The sequence below is a fragment of the Amycolatopsis thermalba genome (assembly GCF_023376025.1).
GTDB lineage: Bacteria > Actinomycetota > Actinomycetes > Mycobacteriales > Pseudonocardiaceae > Amycolatopsis_E > Amycolatopsis_E thermalba.
On the sequence record NZ_CP091196.1, the window covers coordinates 5,474,523 to 5,498,601 of the forward strand.

23 protein-coding genes and 1 pseudogene are annotated in these 24,079 nt (G+C 72.5%); 12 read left to right on the forward strand and 12 right to left on the reverse strand.

The annotated features are described in order from the left end of the window. Positions 1-335 precede the first annotated feature (335 nt). On the reverse strand, positions 336-1,256 hold the full coding sequence (locus L1857_RS26545) for a LysR family transcriptional regulator (RefSeq protein WP_249466605.1): 921 nt from the start codon (positions 1,254-1,256) through the stop codon (positions 336-338). A gap of 71 nt (positions 1,257-1,327) precedes the next feature. On the opposite strand from L1857_RS26545, the gene L1857_RS26550 reads away from it, so the two are divergent. The 3 genes from L1857_RS26550 to L1857_RS26560 are packed head-to-tail and all read left to right on the forward strand — an operon-like array spanning position 1,328 to position 4,694. Further along, entirely contained in the window at positions 1,328-2,026 is a 699-nt protein-coding gene (locus L1857_RS26550) for a succinate dehydrogenase cytochrome b subunit (RefSeq protein ID WP_249466608.1), read from the forward strand. After that, positions 2,023-3,951 (forward strand): fumarate reductase/succinate dehydrogenase flavoprotein subunit, encoded by a 1,929-nt coding sequence (locus L1857_RS26555; protein ID WP_116109862.1) that lies wholly within the window; start codon positions 2,023-2,025, stop codon positions 3,949-3,951. Before L1857_RS26550 ends, L1857_RS26555 begins: the two co-directional genes overlap by 4 nt. Next, complete coding sequence (locus tag L1857_RS26560) at positions 3,948-4,694, forward strand: succinate dehydrogenase/fumarate reductase iron-sulfur subunit (protein ID WP_116109863.1); 747 nt, start codon at positions 3,948-3,950, stop codon at positions 4,692-4,694. The genes L1857_RS26555 and L1857_RS26560 overlap by 4 nt, the downstream gene beginning before the upstream one ends. A gap of 616 nt (positions 4,695-5,310) precedes the next feature. On the opposite strand, the gene L1857_RS26565 is transcribed toward L1857_RS26560, so the two are convergent. From L1857_RS26565 to L1857_RS26575, 3 genes are all read right to left on the reverse strand, one after another. Then, complete coding sequence (locus L1857_RS26565; RefSeq protein WP_116109864.1) at positions 5,311-6,390, reverse strand: DUF2786 domain-containing protein; 1,080 nt, start codon at positions 6,388-6,390, stop codon at positions 5,311-5,313. Between the two features lie 132 nt (positions 6,391-6,522). Beyond that, positions 6,523-7,719, reverse strand: coding sequence for a class I SAM-dependent RNA methyltransferase (locus L1857_RS26570; protein WP_249466610.1), 1,197 nt, complete (start codon positions 7,717-7,719; stop codon positions 6,523-6,525). Continuing rightward, positions 7,716-9,749, reverse strand: coding sequence for an APC family permease (locus L1857_RS26575; RefSeq protein ID WP_116109866.1), 2,034 nt, complete (start codon positions 9,747-9,749; stop codon positions 7,716-7,718). Before L1857_RS26575 ends, L1857_RS26570 begins: the two co-directional genes overlap by 4 nt. A gap of 103 nt (positions 9,750-9,852) precedes the next feature. Between L1857_RS26575 and L1857_RS26580 the strand changes: the two genes are divergently transcribed. Both L1857_RS26580 and L1857_RS26585 read left to right on the forward strand, forming a co-directional pair. Further along, on the forward strand, positions 9,853-10,518 hold the full coding sequence (locus tag L1857_RS26580) for a potassium channel family protein (RefSeq protein ID WP_116109867.1): 666 nt from the start codon (positions 9,853-9,855) through the stop codon (positions 10,516-10,518). Beyond that, complete coding sequence (locus L1857_RS26585; RefSeq protein ID WP_094007187.1) at positions 10,518-11,174, forward strand: potassium channel family protein; 657 nt, start codon at positions 10,518-10,520, stop codon at positions 11,172-11,174. Before L1857_RS26580 ends, L1857_RS26585 begins: the two co-directional genes overlap by 1 nt. A 9-nt stretch (positions 11,175-11,183) precedes the next feature. On the opposite strand, the gene L1857_RS26590 is transcribed toward L1857_RS26585, so the two are convergent. Continuing rightward, a complete protein-coding gene (locus tag L1857_RS26590; protein WP_094007185.1) occupies positions 11,184-12,062 on the reverse strand; it encodes an alpha/beta fold hydrolase in 879 nt (292 codons plus the stop codon). Between the two features lie 59 nt (positions 12,063-12,121). Here L1857_RS26590 and L1857_RS26595 point away from each other — a divergent pair, with 59 nt between their 5' ends. Next, positions 12,122-12,709 carry a TetR/AcrR family transcriptional regulator gene (locus tag L1857_RS26595; RefSeq protein ID WP_162830979.1) on the forward strand — a complete coding sequence of 196 codons (588 nt, stop codon included), beginning with the start codon at positions 12,122-12,124 and terminating at the stop codon, positions 12,707-12,709. On the opposite strand, the gene L1857_RS26600 is transcribed toward L1857_RS26595, so the two are convergent. Further along, positions 12,706-13,470 carry a DUF3159 domain-containing protein gene (locus L1857_RS26600; protein ID WP_240323098.1) on the reverse strand — a complete coding sequence of 255 codons (765 nt, stop codon included), beginning with the start codon at positions 13,468-13,470 and terminating at the stop codon, positions 12,706-12,708. The two genes, L1857_RS26595 and L1857_RS26600, sit on opposite strands and share 4 nt — an antisense overlap. A gap of 12 nt (positions 13,471-13,482) precedes the next feature. Next, positions 13,483-13,860 carry an OB-fold nucleic acid binding domain-containing protein gene (locus L1857_RS26605; RefSeq protein WP_026153310.1) on the reverse strand — a complete coding sequence of 126 codons (378 nt, stop codon included), beginning with the start codon at positions 13,858-13,860 and terminating at the stop codon, positions 13,483-13,485. A gap of 115 nt (positions 13,861-13,975) precedes the next feature. Between L1857_RS26605 and L1857_RS26610 the strand changes: the two genes are divergently transcribed. Continuing rightward, positions 13,976-14,671, forward strand: a complete 696-nt coding sequence (locus tag L1857_RS26610) for an alpha/beta fold hydrolase (protein WP_249467483.1) — start codon at positions 13,976-13,978, stop codon at positions 14,669-14,671. On the opposite strand, the gene L1857_RS35460 is transcribed toward L1857_RS26610, so the two are convergent. From L1857_RS35460 to dut, 3 genes are all read right to left on the reverse strand, one after another. After that, positions 14,624-15,598, reverse strand: coding sequence for a hypothetical protein (locus L1857_RS35460; RefSeq protein WP_116109869.1), 975 nt, complete (start codon positions 15,596-15,598; stop codon positions 14,624-14,626). The two genes, L1857_RS26610 and L1857_RS35460, sit on opposite strands and share 48 nt — an antisense overlap. A 73-nt stretch (positions 15,599-15,671) precedes the next feature. Beyond that, positions 15,672-16,322 carry a DUF3710 domain-containing protein gene (locus L1857_RS26620; protein ID WP_094007179.1) on the reverse strand — a complete coding sequence of 217 codons (651 nt, stop codon included), beginning with the start codon at positions 16,320-16,322 and terminating at the stop codon, positions 15,672-15,674. Then, entirely contained in the window at positions 16,322-16,804 is a 483-nt protein-coding gene (dut, locus tag L1857_RS26625; RefSeq protein ID WP_094007178.1) for a dUTP diphosphatase, read from the reverse strand. Before dut ends, L1857_RS26620 begins: the two co-directional genes overlap by 1 nt. 24 nt (positions 16,805-16,828) lie before the next feature. On the opposite strand from dut, the gene L1857_RS26630 reads away from it, so the two are divergent. Continuing rightward, positions 16,829-17,329, forward strand: coding sequence for a DUF3093 domain-containing protein (locus L1857_RS26630; protein ID WP_094007177.1), 501 nt, complete (start codon positions 16,829-16,831; stop codon positions 17,327-17,329). A 17-nt stretch (positions 17,330-17,346) separates the two neighbouring features. Here L1857_RS26630 and L1857_RS26635 read toward each other — a convergent pair whose 3' ends face one another. Beyond that, on the reverse strand, positions 17,347-17,655 hold the full coding sequence (locus L1857_RS26635; RefSeq protein ID WP_017983710.1) for a DUF4193 domain-containing protein: 309 nt from the start codon (positions 17,653-17,655) through the stop codon (positions 17,347-17,349). A gap of 392 nt (positions 17,656-18,047) precedes the next feature. Between L1857_RS26635 and cei the strand changes: the two genes are divergently transcribed. After that, positions 18,048-18,725 (forward strand): envelope integrity protein Cei, encoded by a 678-nt coding sequence (cei, locus tag L1857_RS26640; RefSeq protein ID WP_162830980.1) that lies wholly within the window; start codon positions 18,048-18,050, stop codon positions 18,723-18,725. A 1,237-nt stretch (positions 18,726-19,962) separates the two neighbouring features. Here cei and L1857_RS26645 read toward each other — a convergent pair. Continuing rightward, positions 19,963-20,781 carry an inositol monophosphatase family protein gene (locus tag L1857_RS26645; RefSeq protein ID WP_249466613.1) on the reverse strand — a complete coding sequence of 273 codons (819 nt, stop codon included), beginning with the start codon at positions 20,779-20,781 and terminating at the stop codon, positions 19,963-19,965. Between the two features lie 64 nt (positions 20,782-20,845). On the opposite strand from L1857_RS26645, the gene ppgK reads away from it, so the two are divergent. From ppgK to L1857_RS26660, 3 genes and pseudogenes are all read left to right on the forward strand, one after another. Beyond that, positions 20,846-21,607 carry a polyphosphate--glucose phosphotransferase gene (gene ppgK, locus L1857_RS26650; RefSeq protein ID WP_094007171.1) on the forward strand — a complete coding sequence of 254 codons (762 nt, stop codon included), beginning with the start codon at positions 20,846-20,848 and terminating at the stop codon, positions 21,605-21,607. A gap of 161 nt (positions 21,608-21,768) precedes the next feature. Continuing rightward, complete coding sequence (locus L1857_RS26655; RefSeq protein WP_369806809.1) at positions 21,769-23,193, forward strand: RNA polymerase sigma factor; 1,425 nt, start codon at positions 21,769-21,771, stop codon at positions 23,191-23,193. A 135-nt stretch (positions 23,194-23,328) separates the two neighbouring features. Then, a pseudogene (locus L1857_RS26660) lies at positions 23,329-24,006 on the forward strand (transposase); the annotation flags it as partial. Between the last annotated feature and the right edge of the window lie 73 nt (positions 24,007-24,079).

Consider the following 24,079-nt stretch of genomic DNA (forward strand, 5'->3'; position numbering starts at 1 on the left):
CTGACGCACCGGGGTGCGCGAGTGGTGACATCCCGTGAGATCGGGTCCGGCCAGGCGTGGCGTTACTCAGTCCACGGGATTGGTGAACCGATCAAGACCCCGTACGGGTGGCGGCGCGCCTCAGGCGGGGTGCCCGAGGTGAGGCAAGGCACCCCGCCTCGACCGGCGAGGCACCGCACGGGCGGGGAACCCCTCGGGCGGCGTGCCGGTGGGGGGGCACCGCCCCAGCGGAGCACCGCCCCAGGTGGCCGCGCCGGCAGGCTCCCGCCCCACCACACCGCACCCGGTGACTCACCCCCACCAGCCCAACCCGCGGCGGCCTCCCCCGCCGACACTCACCGCCCGGCCAGCTCCACCCCGGCCGGCAGCGCGCCGTCCCGGTGCAGGTCGTCCAGGTGGGCGCGCAGCGTCTCCCGGAACGCGCGGGCGGCGTTGGTCGGCGCCACGTCGGTCCGCTGGGCCAGCGCGATGGTCCGCGTCATCTCCGGCGCGGTCAGCGGCGTCCCGCGCAGGGCGGGCCGCCCGGTCAGCACCAGGCTCGGCACGACCGCCACCCCCAGTCCCACCTCGACGAACCGGAGCACGGCGTCCATCTCCCCGCCCTGCGCCGCGAACTCCGGCGTGAACCCGGCGGCGCGGCAGGCCTGCAGGGTGGTGTCGCGCAGGTCGTAGCCCTCCCGGAACATCACCATCGGCCGGCCGCGCAGCTCCTCGAGCCGGACCGCCGCGCCCAGGTCCACCCCGGCGGGCGCGGCCACCACCAGCCGTTCCCGCAGCAGCGGCACCGTCGTCAGCGCCGCCTCGTCCCCGGCCGCGATCAGCACCGCGAGGTCCAGCTCGCCGTGCGTCAGCGCCCGCACCAGGTCCTTCGACCCGCTCTCCTCCACCACCAGCTCGATGCCCGGGTACTCGCGGTGGAAGCGGTGCAGCACGTCGGCGAACACGGTGACGCACAGGCTCGGCGTCGCGCCCACCCGGACCCGGCCGCGACGCAGCCCGACCAGCTCGGCGACCTCCAGGCGGGCGGTGTCCACGTCGGCGACGATGCGCCGCGCGATCGGCAGCAGCGCCTCGCCGGCCGGGGTGAGCGTGACGTTGCCCCGCGCCCGGCTGAACAGCGGCGCGCCCAGCTCGTCCTCCAGCGCCCGCACCTGCTTGCTCAGTGAGGGCTGCGCCACATACGTGCGCTCGGCGGCGCGCGTGAAGTGCCGCGTCTCGGCCACGGCCAGGAAGTACAGAAGCTGTTGCAGCGTCATAGCCTCAGGCTATCGTCTTCAGCTCTTCGATATATTGGACGACTCGATCTCCCCGGCCGCACGCTGCCGGAGTGGCCCTTCTCGAACGCTCCTCACCACCACGACCGCGCGGCCTGTGGTCCTCGACCGTCGGGCAGAAGGCGATCATGGCCGTGACCGGCCTGTTCCTGCTGCTCTTCGTCATCGCGCACATGCTGGGCAACCTCAAGTTCTTCGTCTCCGCGGCGAGCTTCGACCACTACGCGGCCTGGCTGCGGACGATCCTGGACAGCGTCCTCGGTCACTCCGGGTTCCTGTGGGTGCTGCGCACCGGCCTGGTCGTCTGCGTCGTGCTGCACGCCGTCACCGCGGCCCGCCTGGCACGCCGCGCCCGCGCCGCCCGGCCGGTCCGCTACGCCCACCGCGGGCGCGTCCAGGGCGGCTACGCGGCGCGGACCATGCGCTGGGGCGGGGTGATCCTCGCGCTGTTCGTCGTCTACCACGTGCTCGACCTGACCACCGGTCACCTCAACCCGAACGGCGTGCCGGGCGCCGTGCACGACAACGTCACCGCCGACTTCCGGCTCTGGTACGTGACGCTGGTCTACACGCTGGCGGTGGTCGCCCTCGGATGCCACATCCGGCACGGGCTGTGGAGCGCGCTGCAGAGCCTCGGCTCCTCCGGCGCCGCGCGGCGCACCGCGCAGGGCGTCGCGCTCGGCGTGGCGGTCGTCGTCATCGCCGGGTACCTGTCCGTCCCGTTCGCCGTCGTCACCGGATTGGCCGGGTGAGCACCGTGTTCGTCGAAGGAACCCCGATCTCCGACACCCGCGCGCCGGACGTCCCGCTCGCGCAGCGCTGGGAGCGGCGGCGGTTCACCGCCCGCCTGGTCAACCCCGCCAACCGGCGGCGGCTCTCGGTCATCGTGGTCGGCACCGGGCTGGCCGGCGCGTCGGCCGCCGCGACCCTGGCCGAACTGGGCTACCGGGTTCGCTCGTTCTGCTACCAGGACAGCCCGCGCCGCGCGCACAGCATCGCCGCGCAGGGCGGGATCAACGCGGCCAAGAACTACCGCGGCGACGGCGACAGCATCCACCGGCTGTTCTACGACACGGTGAAGGGCGGCGACTTCCGGGCCCGGGAGTCCAATGTGCACCGCCTCGCCGAACTGAGCGTGCGGATCATCGACCAGGCCGTGGCGCAGGGCGTGCCGTTCGCGCGCGAGTACGGCGGCTTGCTGGACACGCGGTCGTTCGGCGGCGCGCAGGTGTCCCGGACGTTCTACGCCCGCGGGCAGACCGGGCAGCAGCTGCTGCTCGGCGCGTACCAGGCGATGGCGCGGCAGATCCACCTCGGGCGAATCGCGATGCACCCGCGCACCGAGATGCTCGACCTGGTCGTGGTGGACGGCCGGGCGCGCGGGGTCGTGGTGCGGGACCTGGTCACCGGCGAGATCTCCACGCACGTCGCGGACGCGGTGGTGCTGGCCACCGGCGGTTACGGCAACGCTTTCCACCTGTCCACCAACGCCAAGGGCTGCAACGCGACCGCGATCTGGCGCGCGCACCGGCGGGGCGCGTTGTTCGCCAACCCGTGCTTCACGCAGATCCACCCGACGTGCATCCCGGTCAGCGGCGGGCACCAGTCGAAGCTCACGCTGATGAGCGAGTCGCTGCGCAACGACGGGCGGGTGTGGGTGCCCGTCACCCCCGGCGACGCGCGGCCGCCGTCGGAGATCCCCGAGGCCGAGCGGGACTACTTCCTGGAGCGACGGTATCCGGCGTTCGGGAACCTCGTGCCGCGCGACATCGCCTCCCGCGCGGTGAAGAGCGTGTGCGACGCGGGCCGTGGCGTCGGACCCGGCGGGCGCGGGGTGTACCTGGACTTCGCGGACGCGCTTTCCCGGCTCGGGCGGGACGGCGTGGAATCCCGCTACGGCAACCTGTTCGCGATGTACGAGCGGATCACCGGGGACGATCCGTACCGGGTGCCGATGCGCATCTACCCGGCGGTGCACTACACGATGGGCGGGCTGTGGGTCGACTACGACCTGCGCAGCACGATCCCCGGGCTGTTCGTGATCGGCGAGGCGAACTTCTCCGACCACGGCGCCAACCGGCTCGGGGCGAGCGCCCTGATGCAGGGCCTCGCGGACGGGTACTTCATCCTGCCCACGACGATCGGCGACTACCTGGCCGACGGGCCGTTCCCTGCCGTGGGGGACGTGTCCGGGCCGCAGGCGGAGGTCGAGGACCGGATCGCGCGGCTGCTGGCTGTGGACGGGGACCGGTCCGCCGAGGACTTCCACCGCGAGCTGGGTGCGGTGCTGTGGGAGCACTGCGGGATGAGCCGCACCGAGGCGGGGCTGCGGAAGGCGCTGGAGCTGATCCCGGCGCTGCGGGAGGAGTTCTGGGCGCGGCTGCGGGTGCCGGGTTCGGGCGCTTCGCTGAACCAGTCGCTGGAGAAGGCCGGGCGGGTCGCGGACTTCCTGGAGCTGGCGGAGCTGATGTGCGTGGACGCGTTGCACCGCACCGAGTCCTGCGGCGGGCACTTCCGGGAGGAGAGCCGGACCGTCGACGGTGAGGCCCAGCGCGACGACGCCGCGTTTTCGTACGTGGCCGCGTGGGAGTTCACCGGGCCCGGGAAGCCGCCGGTGCTGCACCGCGAAGCCCTGACGTTCGACCATGTCACCCCCAGTCAGCGGAGCTACTCGTGAAACTCGTGTTGAAGATCTGGCGGCAGAAGGATGCGGCCGACCGTGGCCGGCTGGTGCGGTACGAGGTGGACGACCTGTCGCCGGACATGTCGTTCCTGGAGGTGCTCGACGTGCTGAACGAGCGCCTCACCGCGGCGGGCGACGAGCCGGTGGCGTTCGACCACGACTGCCGGGAGGGGATCTGCGGGGCGTGCGGGGTCGTGATCGACGGCACGGCGCACGGTCCGCAGCGGGCGACCACGACGTGCCAGCTGCACCTGCGGCACTTCGCGGACGGGCAGACGGTGACGGTCGAGCCGTGGCGGGCGCGGGCGTTCCCGGTGGTCAAGGACCTGGTGGTGGACCGCGGGGCGCTGGACCGGATCATCGAGGCGGGCGGGTACATCACCGCGCCGACCGGCAGCGCCCCCGACGCACACGCGACGCCGGTGCCGAAACCCGCCGCGGACCGCGCGTTCGAAGCCGCGGCCTGCATCGGCTGCGGCGCCTGCGTGGCCGCGTGCCCGAACGGCTCGGCGATGCTGTTCACCGCCGCCAAGACGACGCACCTGGGAACCCTGCCCCAGGGCGAGCCGGAACGGCTCCCACGGGCGGTGACGATGGTGGCCGCGCAGGACGCGGAGGGCTTCGGCGGATGCACCAACAGCGGCGAGTGCACGGCGGTCTGCCCGAAGGGGATCCCGCTGGAGACGATCGGCCGCTTGAACCGGGACGTGCTGGGGGCGGCGCTGCGGCCAGGGTGAGGTGAGGTGGGGTGGGGTGGGGTGGAGCCGCGGTAGCGCGAAGCGCGGCGGTAGCGCGAAGCGCGGCGGTAGCGCGAAGCGCGGCGGTAGCGCGAAGCGCGGCGGTAGCGCGAAGCGCGGCGGTAGCGCGAAGCGCGGCGGTAGCGCGAAGCGCGGCGGTAGCGCGAAGCGCGGCGGTAGCGCGAAGCGCGGCGGTAGCGCGAAGCGCGGCGGTAGCGCGAAGCGCGGCGGTAGCGCGAAGCGCGGCGGTAGCGCGAAGCGCGGCGGTAGCGCGAAGCGCGGCGGTAGCGCGGCGAGGCGGGGCGCGGCGGGGCGCGGCGCGGGGCGCAGCGGGGAGCGCCGCCGCACGCGGGCGGTGCCCTTGACGGCCCCGCGGAGCAACGGCGCCCCTGGGCAGCACCTCAACGCGGACCGCGCCTGGGCGACGCTCAAGATGAAACTCCGCCTGGGCAGCGCCTCGAGACGAACCAGCCACTGGCGGTGCCTCAGGGCCAACCGGTGCATCGGCAGCGCCCCGCGGCGAACCGTGCGCCAGGCCCGGCGTGTCTCCGTGAAGAACCCATCGCCGGGTGGCCAGGAGCGCATCCGGCAATGCAGCCCCCACGAAAGACCCCTCCTAACCAGCCCCCAGTTCCGTGCGCTCCACCGTCAGCCGGGCGTGGTTGGCTGCTTCTCGGCCGGCTGTCCAGCCCTCGCCGTTGCTGATGGTTGTCCTGTGGCGCGTTGTGTGGGGGAACAGTTCCGCGAACAGCGTGTCCACCTCCTGCCGACGGCGAGTCAGGATCGGCAGCAAGCGCGAATCGGCGAACTGGGCGCCTGCCGTGCGGTCCGCCTCGGTCAGGCGCTCGCCGATTCGGGTGGCGTACGCGAGCAGGAACGCGTGCCGGAACGAGCGGGTTCTCGCTCCGCGGCCGGCGGCCAGCATCGCCTCGTTGGCTTGCACCAGCAGCGACGTCGACAGCAACTCCACCAGGTCCAGGTCCACCTCGTGACCCACCAGCGCCACGAAACCCAGCTTCGCGTAGAACGCCGCCCGGCACCGGTTCGCCGTCGCGACCGCGGTGACCAGCGACGACTTCGGGCCCAGGTACGGCTGCTCCAGCCAGAACCGCCGCGCCGAACCGGACCGCGCCGCGACCCCCTCCACCAGCGCACGCTCGAACGAGTACCGGCTCATCAGCTGCTGCGCCTTCGCCGACAGCGCCTCCGCCTCCTCCGGGAACGACGTCGACTCCGCCTTCGCCAGCAGCGCCCGGATCCGCGCCAGCATCTTCTCGTCCACCCCGGCCGCCCGCTCCTCCGGAACCGGCACGTCCGGCAACCGCGGCAGCGGCAACAGCACCTCCAGGACCGCCAGCACCACGAGCAGCGCCGTCACCCGCTCGACGCCGTGCCGCTCCGACCACCGCGCCAACAACGGCCGCCCGGCGCCGTCGCACCCGGCGAGCACATCCGAAGTCAGCGCCACGCCACGCCGGTCCAGCCGCCGCAGCGCGATCTGGTGCACGTCCCGCGGCTGCCACCCGGTCCGCCACAGCCGCGCCAGCACCTCGCGCAGCGCCAGCTCCGCCGCCCGGTCGATCAGCCCCGCGTCGTAACGCGGGCCGGCCAGCTCCCGCGCCGCCAGCTCACCCAGCCGCCGCCGCGCGGCATCGCACAGCAGGACGGCGAAAGTCTCCACAGTGGACTCCGCCACGAGGTCTCCCTTGCCGGTCAACGGTTTCGCGCACGCACCAGCAACGGAGCCGGCGGCCCCCGTCCGGCCCGCGAACCACGCAGCGATGTCATGCCCGCATCATGCCGGAGGGCACCGACAATTTCCGGAGCCTCAGCGCGCCAGCAGCGCCACGCACTCCACGTGATGGGTCATCGGGAACGCGTCGAACGCCCGCAACCGCTCCAGCCGGTACCCCGACTCGGCGAACGTGGCCACGTCCCGGGCCAGCGCCGCCGGATCACACGCCACGTACACGACCCGCTCCGGCCCGGCCGCGGCCACCGCCCGCACCACGTCCCGCCCGGCCCCGGACCGCGGCGGGTCCAGCACCACGACCTCCGGCCGCCCGGACAGCGACCGCAGCACGTGCTCGGTCCGGCCCGCCCGCCAGCTCACCTGCGGCAGGTCCGCCAGGTTCTGCTCACCGTCGCGCACCGCCCGGTGCCCCGACTCGACGGCCACCACGTGCCCGGTCACCCCGACCTGCGCGGCCAGCACCGAGGCGAACAACCCGACCCCCGAATAGAGGTCCCAGGCCAGCGCCCCCGGCGAGGCCCGCGCCCACTCCCGCACCACCGCGGCGAACGTCTCCGCCGCCGCCGGGTGCACCTGCCAGAACCCGTGGGCCTGCAACCGCCACTCCCGCCCGGCCGCGTGCTGCACCGCCACCCCGCCGGCCAGCTGCCGCGCCCGGCGCTTGCCCCGCACGGTCGCCAGCTCGCGGGCGTGCACCTGGCCGTCCCCGTCGCTGGTCACCTCGATCTCGGTGCCCGGCCGCCACCGCCGCGACAGCGCCCGGTCCAGCGCGCCCGGCACCGCGATCGGGCACTTCTCCAGCGCCACGACCCGGTGGCTGCGGTGCGCCCGCAACCCGGCTCGCCCGTCCTGGCCGGCGACCAGCCGGACCCGCGACCGCCAGCCCAGCACGTCCCCGGGCAGCGCCTCGACCTCGACCGGCCACTCCAGCCCGGCCAGCCGCTGCAGCTGCTCGGCCACCACGCGGCCCTTGAGCTCCCGCTGGAACTCCGGCGTCGCGTGCTGCCAGTCGCAGCCACCGCACTGCCCCGGCACCGCCAGCGGGCACGGCGGATCGACCCGCTCCGGCACCGCGCGGAGCACCTCCACCGCGTCCGCGCGGCAGAACGAGCCGCCCTTGTCCTCGGTGACCTCGGCCCGCACCAGCTCGCCGGGCAGCGCGTGCCGCACGAACACGACCCGGCCGTCCACCCGGGACACGCAGTGCCCGCCGTGGGCCACGGGTCCCACGTCGAGCTCCAGGATCCGGCCGGTCCAGTCCTGCCCGGTCACTTCCCGCCGTCCTTGCCGGCCCCGTTACCGGCAGCCCCGTCCTCGATGAAGCCGCGCCGCACGTCACCGGCCGCCGGACGGGTCCGCGCCGCGCGCCGCACCGCCTTCGCCGACGACGCCAGCTGCCACGGCACGCTGGTCACCATCACGCCCGGCTGGAACAGCAGCCGCCCCTTGAGCCGCAGGGCGCTCTGGTTGTGCAGCAGCTGCTCCCACCAGCGCCCGACCACGTACTCCGGGATGAACACGGTCACCACGTCCCGCGGGTTGTCGCCGCGCACGCGCTTGACGTAGTCCAGCACCGGCCGGGTGATCTCGCGGTAGGGCGACTCGACGACCTTCAGCGGCACCTTGAAGCCCTTGGCCTCCCAGTCGGCGGCCAGCTGGCGCGTCTCGGCGTCGTCCACGTTGACCGTCACCGCCTCCAGCACGTCCGGCCGCATCGCCTTGGCGTAGGCCAGGGCGCGCATGGTCGGCAGGTGCAGTTTGGACACCAGCACGATCGCGTGGTTGCGCGAGGGCAGCACGGTCGGGCTGCCGTCCAGCGCGGCCAGCTCCTCGGCGACCCGGTCGTAGTGCTTGCGGATCGCGGTCATCAGCAGGTAGATCACCACCATCGCGGCGATCGCGATCCACGCGCCGAGCAGGAACTTGGTGATCAGCACGATGATCAGCACTGCGGCCGTCATGAACAGGCCGAACGAGTTGATCGCCTGCGACCGGCGCATCCGGCGCCGCGCGAGCGGGTCGGTCTCCGTCCGGAGCAGCCGGTTCCAGTGCCGGATCATGCCGCTCTGGCTCAGCACGAACGAGACGAACACGCCGACGATGTAGAGCTGGATCAGCCGCGTGACCTCGGCGTCGAACGCGATCACCAGGATCGTCGCGAACCCGGCGAGGAAGATGATGCCGTTGGAGAAGGTCAGCCGGTCGCCGCGGGTGAGCAGCTGGCGCGGCAGGAACCGGTCCTTGGCCAGGATCGAGCCGAGCACCGGGAAGCCGTTGAAGGCCGTGTTGGCCGCCAGCACCAGGATCAGGCCGGTGAAGAACACGATGTACCACACCGCGGGCGGGAACCCGGCGAACACCGCGGCGGCCAGCTGGGCGACCAGGGTCTTCTGCTCATAGCCGGCCGGGGCGCCGACCAGGTGCGCCGTGTCCTCGACGATCACCGCGCCGCTCACGTGCGCGAGCACCAGCAGCCCCATGAACATCGTGACCGCGATCACACCCATCAGCAGCAGGGTGGTCGCGGCGTTCTTCGACTTCGGCTTGCGGAACGCCGGCACCCCGTTGCTGATCGCCTCGACGCCGGTCAGCGCCGCGCTCCCGGAGGAGAACGCGCGCAGCACGAGGAAGGCGAAGCCGATGCCCGCGAGGTGCTCGCTGTTCTCGGCGATCTCGAAATGAGCGCTCTCCGCGCGCACGTCCTGTCCCAGCACGATGACCCGGACCAGGCCGTAGATGATCATCGACAGGATGCCGAAGACGAACGCGTAGGTCGGGATCGCGAAGGCGCTGCCGGACTCCCGGATGCCACGCAGGTTGACAGCGGCGAGCACGACGATCGCGGCGACGGCGAACAGCACCTTGTGCTCGTTCACGAACGACACGACCGCGCCGATGTTCGCCGCGGCCGACGAGATCGACACCGCGACCGTGAGGATGTAGTCGACCAGCAGCGCACTCGCGACCACCAGGCCCCACCTGCGCCCGTGGTTGACGGTGGCGACCTCGTAGTCGCCGCCGCCGGAGGGGTAGGCGCGGACGTTCTGCCGGTAGGAGGCGACCACGGCGAGCATGACCACCACGACGACGACGCCGATCCACAGGCTGAACGCGTAGGCGGACAACCCGGCCACCGACAGGGTGAGCAGGATTTCTTCCGGCGCGTAGGCGACGCTCGACATGGGGTCGGAGGCGAACACCGGCAGCGCGATCCGCTTCGGCAGCAGGGTGTGGGACAGCCGGTCGCTGCGGAACGGACGGCCGACGAGCAGCCGTTTGGTGGCGGTCGCAATCTTCGACACGTCAGAAGGGTACGGGCGGGTCCGCGAAGGGGCCGGACAAGGTAGGTTCTGCGTCGGCATCTACCGGGTAACCGCCGTTCGGGTGACACACAGGAGGCAGGACGTGCACGTGGTGATCATGGGGTGCGGCCGGGTGGGCGCGTCCCTGGCCGCGGCCCTCGAGCGCCTCGGTCACGAGGTCGCGGTGATCGACAAGACGCAGGAGGCGTTCCGGCGGCTCGGCAGCGACTTCCACGGCCAGCAGGTGCTCGGCATGGGCTTCGACCGGCAGGTGCTGATCGACGCCGGCATCGAGAAGGCGGGCGCCTTCGCGGCGGTGTCCAGCGGCGACAACTCCAACATCATCTCCGCGCGGGTGGCCCGCGAGAACTTCGGCGTCGAGCACGTCGTGGCCCGCATCTACGACCCCAAGCGCGCGGCGGTCTACGAGCGGCTGGGCATCCCGACGGTGGCGACCGTGCCGTGGACGACCGACCGGTTCCTGCGCACGCTGCTGCCCGACGGGGTGGCTTCGGCGTGGCGGGACCCCAGCGGCAACGTCGCGGTGCTGCAGCTGCCGCTGCACGAGGGCTGGGTCGGCCGCAGCGTCACCGAGCTGCAGGAGACGACCGGCGCGCGGGTCGCGTTCATCATGCGGTTCGGCACGCCCGTTCTGCCCGATTCCAAGACGGTGTTGCAGGCGGACGATCTGGTCTACGTGGCCGCGAAGTCCGGGACCGTCGGCGACGTGACGAGCATTGCGGCGCGTGCGCCGGAGGAGGAAGCCTGATGCGGGTCGCGATCGCGGGGGCCGGCGCGGTGGGCCGGTCGATCGCCAAGGAGCTGATCGACGGCGGCCACCAGGTCATGCTGATCGAGCGGCAGGACGGGCAGTTCGAACCGGACGCCGTCGAGCAGGCCGACTGGGTGCTCGGCGACGCGTGCGAGGTCTCGACGCTGGAGGAGTCCGGCATCGAGCGCTGCGACGTGGTGATCGCCGCGACCGGTGACGACAAGGTGAACCTGGTCGTGTCGCTGCTGGCGAAGACCGAGTTCGCGGTGCGGCGCGTGGTGGCGCGGGTGAACAACCCGGCCAACGAGTGGCTCTACACCGACGCGTGGGGCGTGGACGTCGCCGTGTCGACGCCGCGGATCCTGGCCGCGATGGTCGAGGAGGCGGTCAGCGTCGGCGACCTGGTGCGGCTGCTGACGTTCCGGCAGGGGCAGGCCAACCTGGTCGAGCTGACCCTGCCGGACCAGACCCCGCTGGCCGGGCGCCCGGTGAGCGACCTGGCGCTGCCGCGGGACGCCGCGCTGGTGACGATCCTGCGCGGCGACCGGGTGATCGTGCCGCAGCCGGAGGACCCGCTGGAGCCCGGCGACGAGCTGCTGTTCGTGGCCAGCGCCGAGGTGGAGAACGACATCCGCAAGGCGCTCGGTTACTAGCGCACTGGGCTACTGGCGGCCGAGGAGGTCCCGGATCGCGGCGGTGACCTCGCCGGGGCGTTCCTCCGGCAGGAAGTGGCCGCAGGGCAGGACCCGCGTGCGCAGGTCCGGCGCCCAGCTCGCCCACAGCTGCCGCGGGTCGAACGGCAGGACCACCTCGCCGGGGTCCTGCCACATCGCCAGGACCGGCATCGTCAGCGTGCGGCCGGCGTCGCGGTCGGCCTGGTCGTGCCCGGCGTCGACGAACGCGCTGGCGCGGTAGTCCTGGCAGATCGCGTGGATCGCGGCCGGAGTGCCCGCCGCGGCCAGGTAGGCGGCCCGGACGTCGGCCGGGATCGCGCCCGGCTCGGCCGTCCAGGTGTCCAGGAAGTGACCGAAGAACACGTCCGGGGCTGCCCCGATCATCCGCTCCGGCAGGCCGGAACCCTGCGCGAGCAGGTACAGGTGGAACGCGAACACCCCGCCGGCGCCGTGCAGCGCGGCCCAGTTGTCCACGGTCGGGATCACGTCGAGCACGGCGAGGTGCTCGATGACACCGGGGTGGTCGAGCGCGGCCCGGAAGGCGACCAGCGCTCCCCGGTCATGCCCGACGACGCTGAACCGCTCGTGACCGAGTTCGCGCATCAGCGCGACCATCGTGGCGGCCGTGACGCGTTTCGCGTACGCGGCGGGGTCGTCGCCCGGCGGCGGGGCGCTCGCGCCGTAACCGGGCAGGTCCGGGCACACCACGTGGAAGTCCGCGGCCAGCGAGGCGGCCACGTGCCGCCACGCCAGGTGGGTCTGGGGGAAACCGTGGAGGAGCAACACCGGGTGCCCGGCGCCGCCGTGTGCCACGTGCACGCTCGAGCCGTCCACCGCAACCGTGCGCTCGACCAGTCCAGGGATCACTTCCGCAGCCTCCAGCTGTACGGCGTCCAATTCATACTGGACACTGTACAGTAGGCGTCGTGGAACGTGCTCCTGGTCATCGCGCCGGACTGACCCGCGCGGCGGTGGTCGGCGCCGCGCGCGAATTGCTGTCCGAGCGGGGGCTGACCGGCTTGTCGATGCGGGCGCTGGCGGCGCGGCTCGACGTCGCGCCGAACGCCCTCTACAGCCACGTCGCGAGCAAGACGGCCCTGCTCGACGCGGTGCTGGACGACGTGCTCGCCGAGGTCGACACGCCGACGGAGGACGGCGACCCGGCCGAGGGCCTGCAGCGGCTGATGACCTCGACCTACACGGTGCTCCTGGACCACGCGGACCTCGTGCCGCTCTACCTGAGCCGGCAGGGCGCGCACGGCCCCAACGCGCAGCGCCTCGGGGAGATCACCGCCGCGCTCCTGCGCCGGGCGGAGGTCGCCGAACCGGCCGTGCCGGAGGCGTTGCGGGTGCTGATCGTCTATACGATCGGTTTCGCCGCGTTCACCCGCCACCTGCCCCCGGGAGCGGGCACCGAGCGGCAGCCGAGCGCGGCGGAGATGCGGGGCAACTTCGACCGGGGCCTGGGCTGGCTGCTCACCGGCATCCGCGTGCAGCCGGACCGGCGGCGCTAGGCCTCCTGCGGCGGCTGGCCGTACTTGAGCCGGAGGCGGGCCTCGACGTCGGCCTCCTCGGCGACGCGGGCCTCTTCGAGGGCCTTGAGGCGCTTGTCGGAGCGGCGCACGGCCCACACGACGACCAGCAGCGCCAGCCCGTACAGCGGCCAGCCCATCGCGATCTTGGCGAAGGCCAGCCAGCCGGTGTAGTCGGCGTCGTAGAGCCACCGCTGCACCACGAACCGCGCGCCGAAGACGGCGGCGAGCGCGAGGGTGGCGATGTCGTAGCCGAGGCGCGACGGCTTGTCCCGGCGCCACGCGGTGCCGGTGCCGTTGAGGAAGTTCCAGATCACGCCAGCCAGCGGCCAGCGGACCAGCACGGACGCCACGAACACGCCGCAGTAGACGAGGCTCGCCCAGATCCCGAACAGGAAGAACCCCTTCGCCGACCCGGTGCGGTAGGCGATGAACGCGCCGATGCCCACGCCGAACAGGCCGGAGATCGCCGGCTGCAGCGACTCGCGGCGCACCAGGCGCACGATCGTGATCAGCGCGGCGCTGGCGACCGCGCTCCAGATGCCCACGGTGAGCCCGAAGAACGAGTTCGCGAGCACGAACACGACGATCGGCACGGAGGAGTAGACGAGCCCGGACACGCCGCCCATCTGCTCCAGCATCGTGGGCTCGGGCCGCTCACCCACCCGCCCAGGCTCGGCCCCGGACTCGGACTCGGCGGGGCGGTCGTCGGTCTTGTCGCCTGGACGGGCAGGTTCAGTCACGCGGTTACCAATTCAGGAGGTCGTCTGCAGCTCGTAGAACGGGTTGTACAGCACCTTCTGGCCGTCTCGCTCGGCCATGCGGCCACGGACCTTGATGGTCCGGCCCGGTTCGATGCCCGGGATGCGGCGCCGTCCCAGCCAGACTAGCGTCACGCCCTCCGTGCCGTCGAACAACTCGGCACGCAGTGTCGCCGCCTCTTTCGTGGGACACAGCTCCACGCTGCGTAACCGCCCCAGGACGGTCACCTCTTCGCCCGACCGGCAGTCGCAGGCTCGTCGCGCACCGCCGGCCTCGGATTTTTCGGACAGATCATCAGCGTCGAGTTCCTCGACGTCGCTGGTCAGCTTGCGTACCAGCCGGCTGAAATAGCCGCCGTCTTTGGCGGACATAGGCGTCTGCTCCTGTTCCAGGGCCCCCGACTCGAACGGCCCGTACGTCATCCAGCCTAACCTCGTGGGGGCCAGCACAACGGCTTTGCGGCAAGATCGCAACGTGACGTCCGCTATGCCGAAACCGGCCGCCGTTCTGCTACCCGGGACGGGCTCGGACGAGGTGTTCGTCCGGTCCGTTTTCGCAGGTCCGCTGGCCGCGTTCGGGATGCGCACGGTGGCCCCGCCGCCGCCGCGCGGGGCGGCGGTGACGGCGGGCCTGCTCACTTCGCTCGACGAGGCGGCCGCGGACGGCCCGGTGCTCGCCGGAGGCGTCTCCTTGGGGGCGCATCTGGCGGCCGAATGGGCGGTGCGCAATCCGGGCAAATGCGCCGGACTGCTGCTCGCGATGCCCGCGTGGTGCGGCCATCCGGGCGAGGCGCCGGCCTCGCTCGCCGCGCGCGCGTCGGCCGACCTGGTCGACGCGCACGGGCTGGACGAGGCGCTGCGGCTGGCGACGGCCGGGGTGGCGCCGTGGCTCGGCGCCGAGCTGACGCGGGCGTGGCGCCGGCACGGCGACGGCCTGGCGGCGAGCCTGCGCGTCGCGGCGGCCCACCCCGCGCCGACGCTGGAGGCGCTGGCGGAACTGGACATCCCGGTCGGAATCGCCGCGTGCACGGACGATCCGGTCCACCCGGCCGCGGTGGCGCACGCCTGGGCGAAAGCGCTTCCCCGGGCCGTGGTCCGGGAGACCACGCTGGCGGCGCTGGGCGCCGACCGCGAGTCACTGGGCCGGGCCGCACTGCTGGCCTGGCTCCAGGCGGGCGGGTGAGGTCCGCACCGCCGCCGCGGCGGCCGCCACGGCGGTGACCGCCAACGCGGCCGCGGCGAGCAGGGTCGCGCCGTCCGGTCGCAGCAGCGCCTGACCACGCAGCGCCTGCCAGGTCAGCAAGACGATCAGGCCGAGGTACTCCACCGCCGCGATCCGGATCAGCCGCCGCCGCACGACCGCGGCCCGCAGCACGGGCACCCGGCGGGCCAGCGCCTCCAGGCCGAACGCCAGCAGCGGGATCAGCTGCAGCGCGTGCAGGCCGGCGAAGTGCGCGATCCGCAGGTCGCCGCCGTCCACGCTCCAGCCGGTCAGCGGCAGGCCGGGCCCGTCCTCTGGCGCCCCGACGCTGTGCGACCCGACGACTGCGGGCTCACCGCCCGCGTCGATCACGGCCTGCTGTTCCGGGGTCGGGGTGAACATCAGCATGCCCAGCGCCATCCCGGTCAGCGCCAGGAAGAGCCCGGCGCGGATCGCCGAGGCCCGCGCGGGGTCGGCCAGGCGCTGCCACACCAGCAGCAGCGCGACGACCAGGGTCGCGGCCCAGAGCAGGTACACCGCGGTGGCCATCTGGTTGTGGATGAACCGGTCGGCCTCGGTCGCGAAGTTGAAGTGCAGGCGCCGCCCGCGGACGATCGTCTGCCCGATGATCAGCACCATCTCGACGGTCAGCCCGGCGGCCACGGCCGTGCCCATCCACCAGCCCCAGCGCCGCGCCCTGGGCAGCAGGGACAGCATCCCCGACAGAGTGGCCGTGTACAGCGCGATCGAGACGGCGAACTTGGCCGTCTTGCTCCAGACGGGAGCGCCGACGAGCTGCCGGGGATCAGCGAACAGGCCCACCACGGCGACCGCGGCCAGCACGGCCATCACGGCGGTGACGACTACCAGCGGGCGGTGCAGACCCGCCCGGCTCTCGATCAGCGACATGATCAAGAGCTTTCCGCCCGCCGGGAGCACGCACACTGGTGCGCGCTCCCGCGATCACGGTGGGGCGGGCCCCCTACTGCTGCGCCTGCTGCTGCGCGATGTGCTCCGCCACCGCGTCCGGCAGCGTGATCGGCAGCGGCGTGCGCACCGGCATCGGCGCGTCGCCCCGGTCGACGATCGTGCCGCGGACGATGTCGCGTAGCACCGCGGGCGCCTCGGCGGCCATCGACTGCGGTCCGGCGATCACGCCGCGCAGCATCCAGCGCGGGCCGTCCACCCCGACGAACCGCAGCGCGACGTCACCGATCAGCGCGGACAGCTCCGGCCCCCACTCGCCCTGGCCGGGGGCGACCTTGGCGCCGTCGGTGCGCAGCTGGTCGGTCAGCTCGGCGATCACCTCGCGCCACAGCCCGCCCGACCGCGGCGCGGCGTAGGCGCTCACGGTGACCTGCCCGTGGGCCGTCACCACGTGCACCGCCCGCACCCCACCGGCCTGCGGGTCCATCTCGACCTGCACCTGGGTGCCGTCGGGCACCGGGACCCGCACCGAGCCGAGGTCGATCCGCGGCCGGCCGTCCTCGGGCGCCTCGGTGACGTCGAACGGCCCCTCGGAGGCGTCCGGCTCCGGGTCCTCTTCCGGCTCCTCGGCGACGTCCTCTTCCCAGGACTCGTCGGGGTCGGCCATCGCGTGGCGGCCCCGCTTCTTGCGTCCGAAGATGCCCACTACTTCCTCGTTCCTTCCCCGGGGTTTCCGGTCAGCGTCGCATGCCCGCCGGTCGATCCGTACCCGCCGGCCCCGCGCTCGGTGGCCGCCAGCTCCGCGACCTCCACGAACTCGGCCGTCTCCACGCGCTGGACCACCAGCTGCGCGATCCGGTCACCCCGCGCGAGCCGGATCGGCTCGGTGCGGTCGTGGTTGACCAGGCACACCTTGATCTCCCCGCGGTAGCCGGAATCGATGGTGCCCGGCGTGTTCACCACGGACAGCCCGGTGCGCGCGGCCAGTCCCGAGCGCGGGTGCACGAACCCGGCGTAGCCCGGCGGCAGCGCGATCGCCACGCCGGTACCCACCAGCGCCCGCTCGCCGGGCTCCAGGACGACGTCGGTGGTCGTCACGAGGTCGGCGCCGGCGTCACCGGACCGGGCGTAGGACGGGATCGGGACGCCCGGATCGAGCCGGGTGAGCAGGACCTGAACGGGGGACACGGGCGGCGAGACTACCCTGAAGGCATGGGTGAGCACGCGAGCGCGGCCGGTGCGGTGGGTGAGACGGCCACGGGAGACGGCCGGACGCGGTATTCCGAACGGCTGTACCTGTCGTGGTGGGGCTGGCCGCTGCCGCTGGCGGGCGCGGCGCTGCTGGCCTACGAGATCCACCTCGGCTACCCGGCGGTGCCGTTGTGGCTGCCGTTCGCGGTGCTGATGCCGCTGGCCGTGGCGTTGCTGGTGGCGATGGGCCGGGCCCGGATCCGGGTGACCGGCGACGAGCTGGAGGTCGGGGACGCTCATCTGCCGTTGCGGTTCGTCGGTGAGGTCGAGGTCATCGGGAAGGACCGGAAGCGGAAGGCGATGGGACCGGAACTCGACCCCGCCGCTTACGTGACGCATCGCGGCTGGGTCGGTTCGCTGCTGCGCGTGCACCTGACCGATCCCGCGGACCCGACCCCCTACTGGGTGTTCAGTACCCGCCGGCCGGAGGCACTGGCCGAGCTGCTCCGCTCAGGGAAGTAGCCCGGCCGCCCGCGGTGTCACGCGCAGTCGCGGCAGATCATCTGCCCGTTGTGCTCCTCCGCCAGCCGGCTGCGGTGGTGCACCAGGAAGCACACGGAGCAGGTGAACTCGTCCGCCTGCTTCGGCACCACCTTCACCGTCAGGTCCTCACCCGACAGCCCGGACAGGTCCGCGCCCGGCAACTCGAAGTTCTCCGCGCTCGCGTCCTCGTCCACGTCCACCACGCCGGACTGCGTCTCGTTCCGGCGAGCCTTCAGCTCCTCCAACGAGTCCTCGGCGAGCTCGTCGGCTTCGCTGCGGCGCGGAGCGTCGTAGTCGGTCGCCATTGTCCCTCACCCCTGCGATCAGCTCTGTAATCACTGTTCAAGCACGCTGTTCGCATGCCATCGTGCCGCTGGACAACGTCCCAGCGCCCCGGTTTGTGCCCGCCGCCGTAGTGAGCCAGGTCTCTCTTCAGCAACGTGTTTCGATACCTGATCCACGGGCGGAGCCCGCAGAGGGTAGCTCACGCTTTACCCGGACGCGCAGAGTGTCATTCGAAGCAGGACGTACGTCACCCAACAGGGGGAACGCGGTGCGGGGAGGTTCATGGGACCGTGCGACACGGACCCCGGCTTCGGCCGGGTGACGGCGCTGGTGCACTGTAACGCCTACGCTGATCAGGAACGACGGTTCGGGCGAGCGGGTGTTCGGGTCTTCGATCGAAGGGATGGGGCAGGTGTCGTCGGGGATCGGTTACGGCAACCGGAGATCGCGGCCCTACCGCAAGCGCCGTCCGCTGCCCGCCCTGATCGTGATCGGAGTGCTCGGCCTCATCGCGATGTTCATCTGGGTGCGCGCGATCACCAGCAAGCAGGACATCGACGCGGCGCTGCGGTGCGATCCGCCGCCCACGCCACCGCCCGGGGTGACGTACACCAACCTGGGGTACACCGCGCTCGACGGGACGACACCGGTGCCCGCCGACCGGATCGCGGTGAAGGTGCTCAACGCCAGCGAGAAGCGCGGGCAGGCCGCGATCACCACGGAAAGCCTGCGGCAGCTGGGTTTCACGCAGATCGCGCCGCCCGAGAACGACCCCGCCTACGCGACCGCCGAGGCGGCCTGCCGCGGCCAGTTGCGCTTCGGTGACAACGGCAGCTCCGCGGCGCGCACGCTCAGCCTGGTCGTGCCGTGCGTCGAGCTGGTGCGGGACAACCGCGAGGACGCCAGCGTGGACCTGGCGATCGGCAGCGCCTTCGGCGACGTGGTGCCGACGCAGGCGGCGCGCGAGATCCTCGCGCAGCTGCAGGCGTGGTCGGCCCAGCACGACGGCGACGGCGGCGAGCAGTCCGCGGTGAGCCCCCCGCCGATCGACGAGGCACTGCTGGCCGCCGCGCGCCCCGGCACCTGCTGAGGCCCGGCGAGTCCCCCACTCGGGGAGGCGAGTCCCACGCTCCGGCTGGCGAGTCCCCCACTCGGCCCAGCGAGTCCCACGCTCCGGCTGGCGAGTTCCGCGCTGCGGCTGGCGAGTTCCGCGCTCACGCGCGCGAGTCCCCACTCGGGCAGGCGAGTTCCGCGCTCGGCGCGTGGCCCCGCGAACGCGGGTGGACGGGCGCCGCGGCGGCCAGCCTCATCCAGCGCCCGCGAGTCCCACGCACGGTCCGGGGAGTTCCACGCTCCGGCACGTGAGTTCCGCGCTCGGGCCCGGCAGGCGAGTTCCACGCTCGGCGCGCAGGCGCCGCCAACACGGGCGGAAGGGTGCCGCGGCGGCCAGCCTCATCCGCCCGCGAGTCCCACGCTCCGGCTGGCGAGTCCCACGCTCACGCGCGCGAGTCCCCACTCGGGCCGACGGGCCCCGCACTCCGGCTGGCGAGTCCTGCAACCCGGCAGGCGAGTTCCGCGCTCGGCGCGCGGCCCCGCCAACGCGGGTGGACGGGCGCGGCAGCGGGCCAGCCTCAGCCGCGCCCGCGAGGCCCACGCACGGTCCGGGGAGTTCCACGCTCCGGCACGTGAGTTCCGCGCTCGGGCCCGGCAGGCGAGTTCCACGCTCGGCGCGCAGGCGCCGCCAACACGGGCGGAAGGGTGCCGCGGCGGCCAGCCTCATCCGCCCGCGAGTTCCACGCTGCGGCTGGCGAGTCCCACGCTCACGCGCGCATGTTCCACGCTGCGGCTGGCGAGTCCCACGCTCACGCGCGCGAGTCCCCACTCGGGCCGACGGGCCCCGCACTCCGGCCGGCGAGTCCTGCAACCCGGCAGGCGAGTTCCGCGCTCGGCGCGTGGCCCCGCGAACGCGGGTGGACGGGCGCCGCGGCGGGCCAGTCTCATCCTCGCCCGCGAGTCCCACGCACGGTCCGGGGAGTTCCACGCTCCGGCACGTGAGTTCCGCGCTCGGGCCCGGCAGGCGAGTTCCACGCTCGGCGCGCAGGCGCCGCCAACACGGGCGGAAGGGTGCCGCGGCGGCCAGCCTCATCCGCCCGCGAGTTCCACGCTCGGGCAGGTGAGTCCCCACTCCGGCAGGTGAGTTCCGCGCTCACGCGCGCGAGTCCCCCACTCGGGGAGGCGAGTTCCGCGCTCGGCGCGTGGCCCCGCCAACGCGGGCGCACGGGCGCGGCAGCGGGCCACCCTCATCCGCGCCCGCGGGCCACCCGGCGCTACACGTCCTTGACGCCGCACTCCACTGCCGCGTCGTAGAGCGCCTCGGCGATCGACGGGGCCGCCGCGAAGGTCGCGTCCTCCCCCAGCGCCGGGTCCGCGCCCGGCAGGTGCACCACCGCGCCCGCCTCGGCCGCGATCAGCGCCCCGGCCGCCCAGTCCCACCGGTTCAGCCCGTGCTCCACGTACCCGTCCAGCCACCCGGCCGCCACCGCGCACAGGTCCAGCGACGCCACCCCGGCCCGGCGCACGTCCCGCACCCTGGTCAGCAGCCCGGACACGAACCGGGCCTGCCGGGCCCGCCGCTCGGCCTGGTAGGCGAACCCGGTGCCGACCAGGCTCAGCTCCAGCCGCGACGGCGAGGACACCGCCAGCCGCCGCCCGTCCAGCCACGCGCCCTGGCCCCGCACGGCCGTCCAGCAGCGCCCGCTGACCGGCTCCACCACCGCCCCGGCCACCGACACCCCGTCCACCTGCGCCGCCAGCGACACGGCGAACAGGGGCGCGCCGTAGAGGAAGTTCACGGTGCCGTCGATCGGGTCCACCACCCACGTCACCCCGTCACCGGCGGAGCCGCCGGCCTCCTCCCCCAGCACGTGGTCCCCCGGCCGCAGCTCCGCCAGCCGGTCGCGCACCAGCTGCTCGGCCGCGCGGTCGGCCGCGGTGACCACGTCGGTGTCGGTCGACTTGGTCTCGACCGACACCGCCTCACCTGCGACCATGGCGTCACGGGCACGGCGGACCAGGTCCGCGGCCTCGGCCGCGACCCGGACCGCGACGTCCTTCAACTCTGTTTCGGCAGCTCCCACGTCCACCATGGGACCACACCCGGTTAAAGTCTCCGGCACAGGTTTCTGAATCGAGCGAGAAGGGACGGCGCCAATGACGGCGACCCGAGGTTTCGGAATCGACATCGGCGGCAGCGGTATCAAGGGCGCCCTTGTCGACCTGGAAAAGGGCGCACTGATCGGCGACCGCTTCCGGATCGACACCCCGCGCCCGGCGACCCCGGACGCGGTGGCCGACGTGGTGGCCCAGATCGTGGCCCACTTCGGCTGGGACGGCCCGGTCGGCATCACGCTGCCCGCGGTGGTGAAGAAGGGCGTCGCGCACACGGCGGCGAACATCGACCCCGCCTGGATCGGCACCGACGCGGACGCGCTGTTCGCCAAGCGGCTGGACCGCCACGAGGACGACATCGCGATGCTCAACGACGCCGACGCGGCCGGCATGGCCGAGATCCGCTACGGCGACCCGGCGGCCCGCAAGGGCGTCACCACCCTGCTGACCTTCGGCACCGGCATCGGCAGCGCCCTCTTCCAGCACGGCACCCTGATGCCGAACACCGAGTTCGGCCACCTCGAGGTCGACGGGCACGACGCGGAGAAGAAGGCGGCCGCCTCGGTCAAGGACAACGAGGGCCTGTCCTACCCGCAGTGGGCCAAGCGCGTGAACCGTTACCTTTCCGTGCTGGAGAACCTCATCTGGCCGGATTTGTTCATCGTGGGCGGCGGGGTCAGCAAGAAGGCCGAGAAATGGGTCCCGCTGCTGGAGATCAGGACACCGGTCCTGGTCGCATCGCTGCAGAACAACGCGGGGATCGTGGGCGCGGCGCTGGCGGCCGCCGAGGGCCTGGAGCACTGAGTCCCGGACCGGGTTCGCCGAGTTCGACCGATGATCGGCCGCAACACACCGGCGTATCGTCGTTACAATGGAACACGGCCCACGGTCGCGGAGGACAAAACCGCAGGCCGCGGGACGTTCCCCGAATCTGAGGCGGCCGGGACGCACCATCCCGGCTCGCCGTGATCGACCGCTGCGAAAGGGCGTACGTGGCAGCCGCAAAAACCGCTACCCGAAGCGGCACGAAGACAACGAGCGCCGCCGACGTGAGCGCGGAACCCGACGCGGGCCGTGAGAACGTGACCGAGGCCGAGGCTCAGGGCTCCGGCGCCACGAAGAAGGCGACCACCCGGAAGCCGGCCGCGGCCAAGGGCCCGAAGAAGGCTCCGGCCAAGGGCCGCTCCACCCGCAAGGCCGGCAAGACCGACGACGGGGAGCCGGACGGCCCCGGCGGCGAGGAGATCGAGGACGTCGACCTCGAAGCCGATCTCGCCGACCTCGAGAGCGAGGTGGAGGTCGACGTCGTCGACGCGACCGTCACCGACGAGGCGGAGGATCTCGACGAGGACGAGCCGGACGAGAAGACGCCGGCCAAGTCGGGCGCCAAGTCGACCGACCGCGACTTCGTCTGGGACGAGGAGGAGTCGGAGGCCCTGCGGCAGGCCCGCAAGGACGCCGAGCTCACCGCGTCCGCGGACTCGGTGCGCGCGTACCTGAAGCAGATCGGCAAGGTCGCGCTGCTCAACGCCGAGGAGGAGGTCGAGCTCGCCAAGCGGATCGAGGCCGGCCTGTACGCGGCGGAGCGGCTGCGCGTCGCCGAGGAGGAGGGCGAGAAGCTCGCCACCCAGATGCGCCGTGACCTGCGCTGGATCATCCGGGACGGGGAGCGCGCCAAGAACCACCTGCTGGAGGCGAACCTCCGGCTGGTCGTGTCGCTGGCCAAGCGCTACACCGGTCGCGGCATGGCGTTCCTGGACCTGATCCAGGAGGGCAACCTGGGCCTGATCCGTGCGGTCGAGAAGTTCGACTACACCAAGGGCTACAAGTTCTCCACCTACGCGACGTGGTGGATCCGGCAGGCGATCACCCGCGCCATGGCCGACCAGGCGCGCACCATCCGCATTCCGGTGCACATGGTCGAGGTGATCAACAAACTCGGCCGCATACAGCGTGAGCTGCTGCAGGACCTCGGCCGCGAGCCCACCCCCGAGGAGCTCGCGAAGGAGATGGACATCTCCCCGGAGAAGGTCCTGGAGATCCAGCAGTACGCCCGCGAGCCGATCTCGCTGGACCAGACGATCGGCGACGAGGGCGACTCGCAGCTGGGCGACTTCATCGAGGACTCGGAAGCGGTCGTCGCGGTCGATGCGGTGTCGTTCACGCTGCTGCAGGACCAGCTCCAGTCGGTGCTGCAGACGCTGTCCGAGCGCGAGGCCGGCGTGGTCCGGCTGCGCTTCGGCCTGACCGACGGTCAGCCGCGGACTTTAGACGAGATCGGCCAGGTCTACGGCGTCACGCGCGAGCGCATCCGCCAGATCGAATCGAAGACCATGTCCAAGCTGCGCCACCCCAGCCGGTCGCAGGTCCTCCGGGACTACCTGGACTAGCAGAAGAGAAGAGCCCGGGCTGCCGACGGTGGCCCGGGCTTTTTTCTTTTCCAGCACCACGGCTGAACCGCAAGCCGGCAACGGCAGTGGACCGACCACGCACCAGACCTCCCCCGCCCCCGCTCCACGGTCGTCAACGCGGTACTCGAGGGCGGGCTGAGCTATACCGAAGCGGCGCGCGATGTTGATGTGGTCGCGCAGACGGTGCACAACTGGGTGACGGCCGAGAAAAAGAAGAGAGCTGAAGAGTCGCCGACCGCGACGCGGGGCCAGGTGGGCGAGCTGGAGCGGCGTATCCGCGAACTGGAGCAGGAGAACGCGTTCCTGAAAAGCGGCAGCCTTCTTCGCGAAAGAACAACGGTAGCCCAGCGCTACGCGTGTATTGCAGCGGAGAAGGCGCATTTCGACGTGGCCCTGATGTGTCGGCTGATGGGTGTGTCACGCTCGGGCTTCTACGACTGGGAGCGTCGCACGGTCTCGGCGCAGGAACAGCGCCGGGGATTGTTGATCGAGCAGATTCACGTGGTGTTCGCCGCCTCGAAGCGCACCTACGGCTATCGGTGCGGGCATGCCGAGCTGGTGCGCGGCTGGTCGGCGATATCACGCAGCTCAACACCGGGGCAGCGCACCGTATCCGACTGCCCGCCGGATCGATGTTCGGCAAGCACGTTGCGTGATACGCTCCGCTCGAGCCGCGTCCGACATTCTCGGAGCACATCACTTTCCCGCCTTGACACCCTGCTCGGCGACCGAAACACAATCCAGGAGCGGGGGCGGGGGAGGTCCACCCAAGGTGACCGTCCGGCGCCGTAAGGCGCTTCGCCTGCAAGGCGCCTTCGTCACAACAACCGCCCACCGCGCTGCGCGTCTTCAGGTGATCTTCTAA

What these genes read in the sequence shown, in the direction of transcription:
- L1857_RS26545 (WP_249466605.1), bottom strand. Translation starts at nt 1,256, where the DNA reads ATGACGCTGCAACAGCTTCTGTACTTCCTGGCCGTGGCCGAGACGCGG.
- L1857_RS26585 (WP_094007187.1), top strand. Translation starts at nt 10,518, where the DNA reads ATGCGGGTCGCGATCGCGGGGGCCGGCGCGGTGGGCCGGTCGATCGCC.
- L1857_RS26605 (WP_026153310.1), bottom strand. Translation starts at nt 13,860, where the DNA reads ATGTCCGCCAAAGACGGCGGCTATTTCAGCCGGCTGGTACGCAAGCTG.
- L1857_RS26610 (WP_249467483.1), top strand. Translation starts at nt 13,976, where the DNA reads ATGCCGAAACCGGCCGCCGTTCTGCTACCCGGGACGGGCTCGGACGAG.
- L1857_RS35460 (WP_116109869.1), bottom strand. Translation starts at nt 15,598, where the DNA reads ATGTCGCTGATCGAGAGCCGGGCGGGTCTGCACCGCCCGCTGGTAGTC.
- L1857_RS26630 (WP_094007177.1), top strand. Translation starts at nt 16,829, where the DNA reads ATGGGTGAGCACGCGAGCGCGGCCGGTGCGGTGGGTGAGACGGCCACG.
- L1857_RS26635 (WP_017983710.1), bottom strand. Translation starts at nt 17,655, where the DNA reads ATGGCGACCGACTACGACGCTCCGCGCCGCAGCGAAGCCGACGAGCTC.
- L1857_RS26645 (WP_249466613.1), bottom strand. Translation starts at nt 20,781, where the DNA reads ATGGTGGACGTGGGAGCTGCCGAAACAGAGTTGAAGGACGTCGCGGTC.
- ppgK (WP_094007171.1), top strand. Translation starts at nt 20,846, where the DNA reads ATGACGGCGACCCGAGGTTTCGGAATCGACATCGGCGGCAGCGGTATC.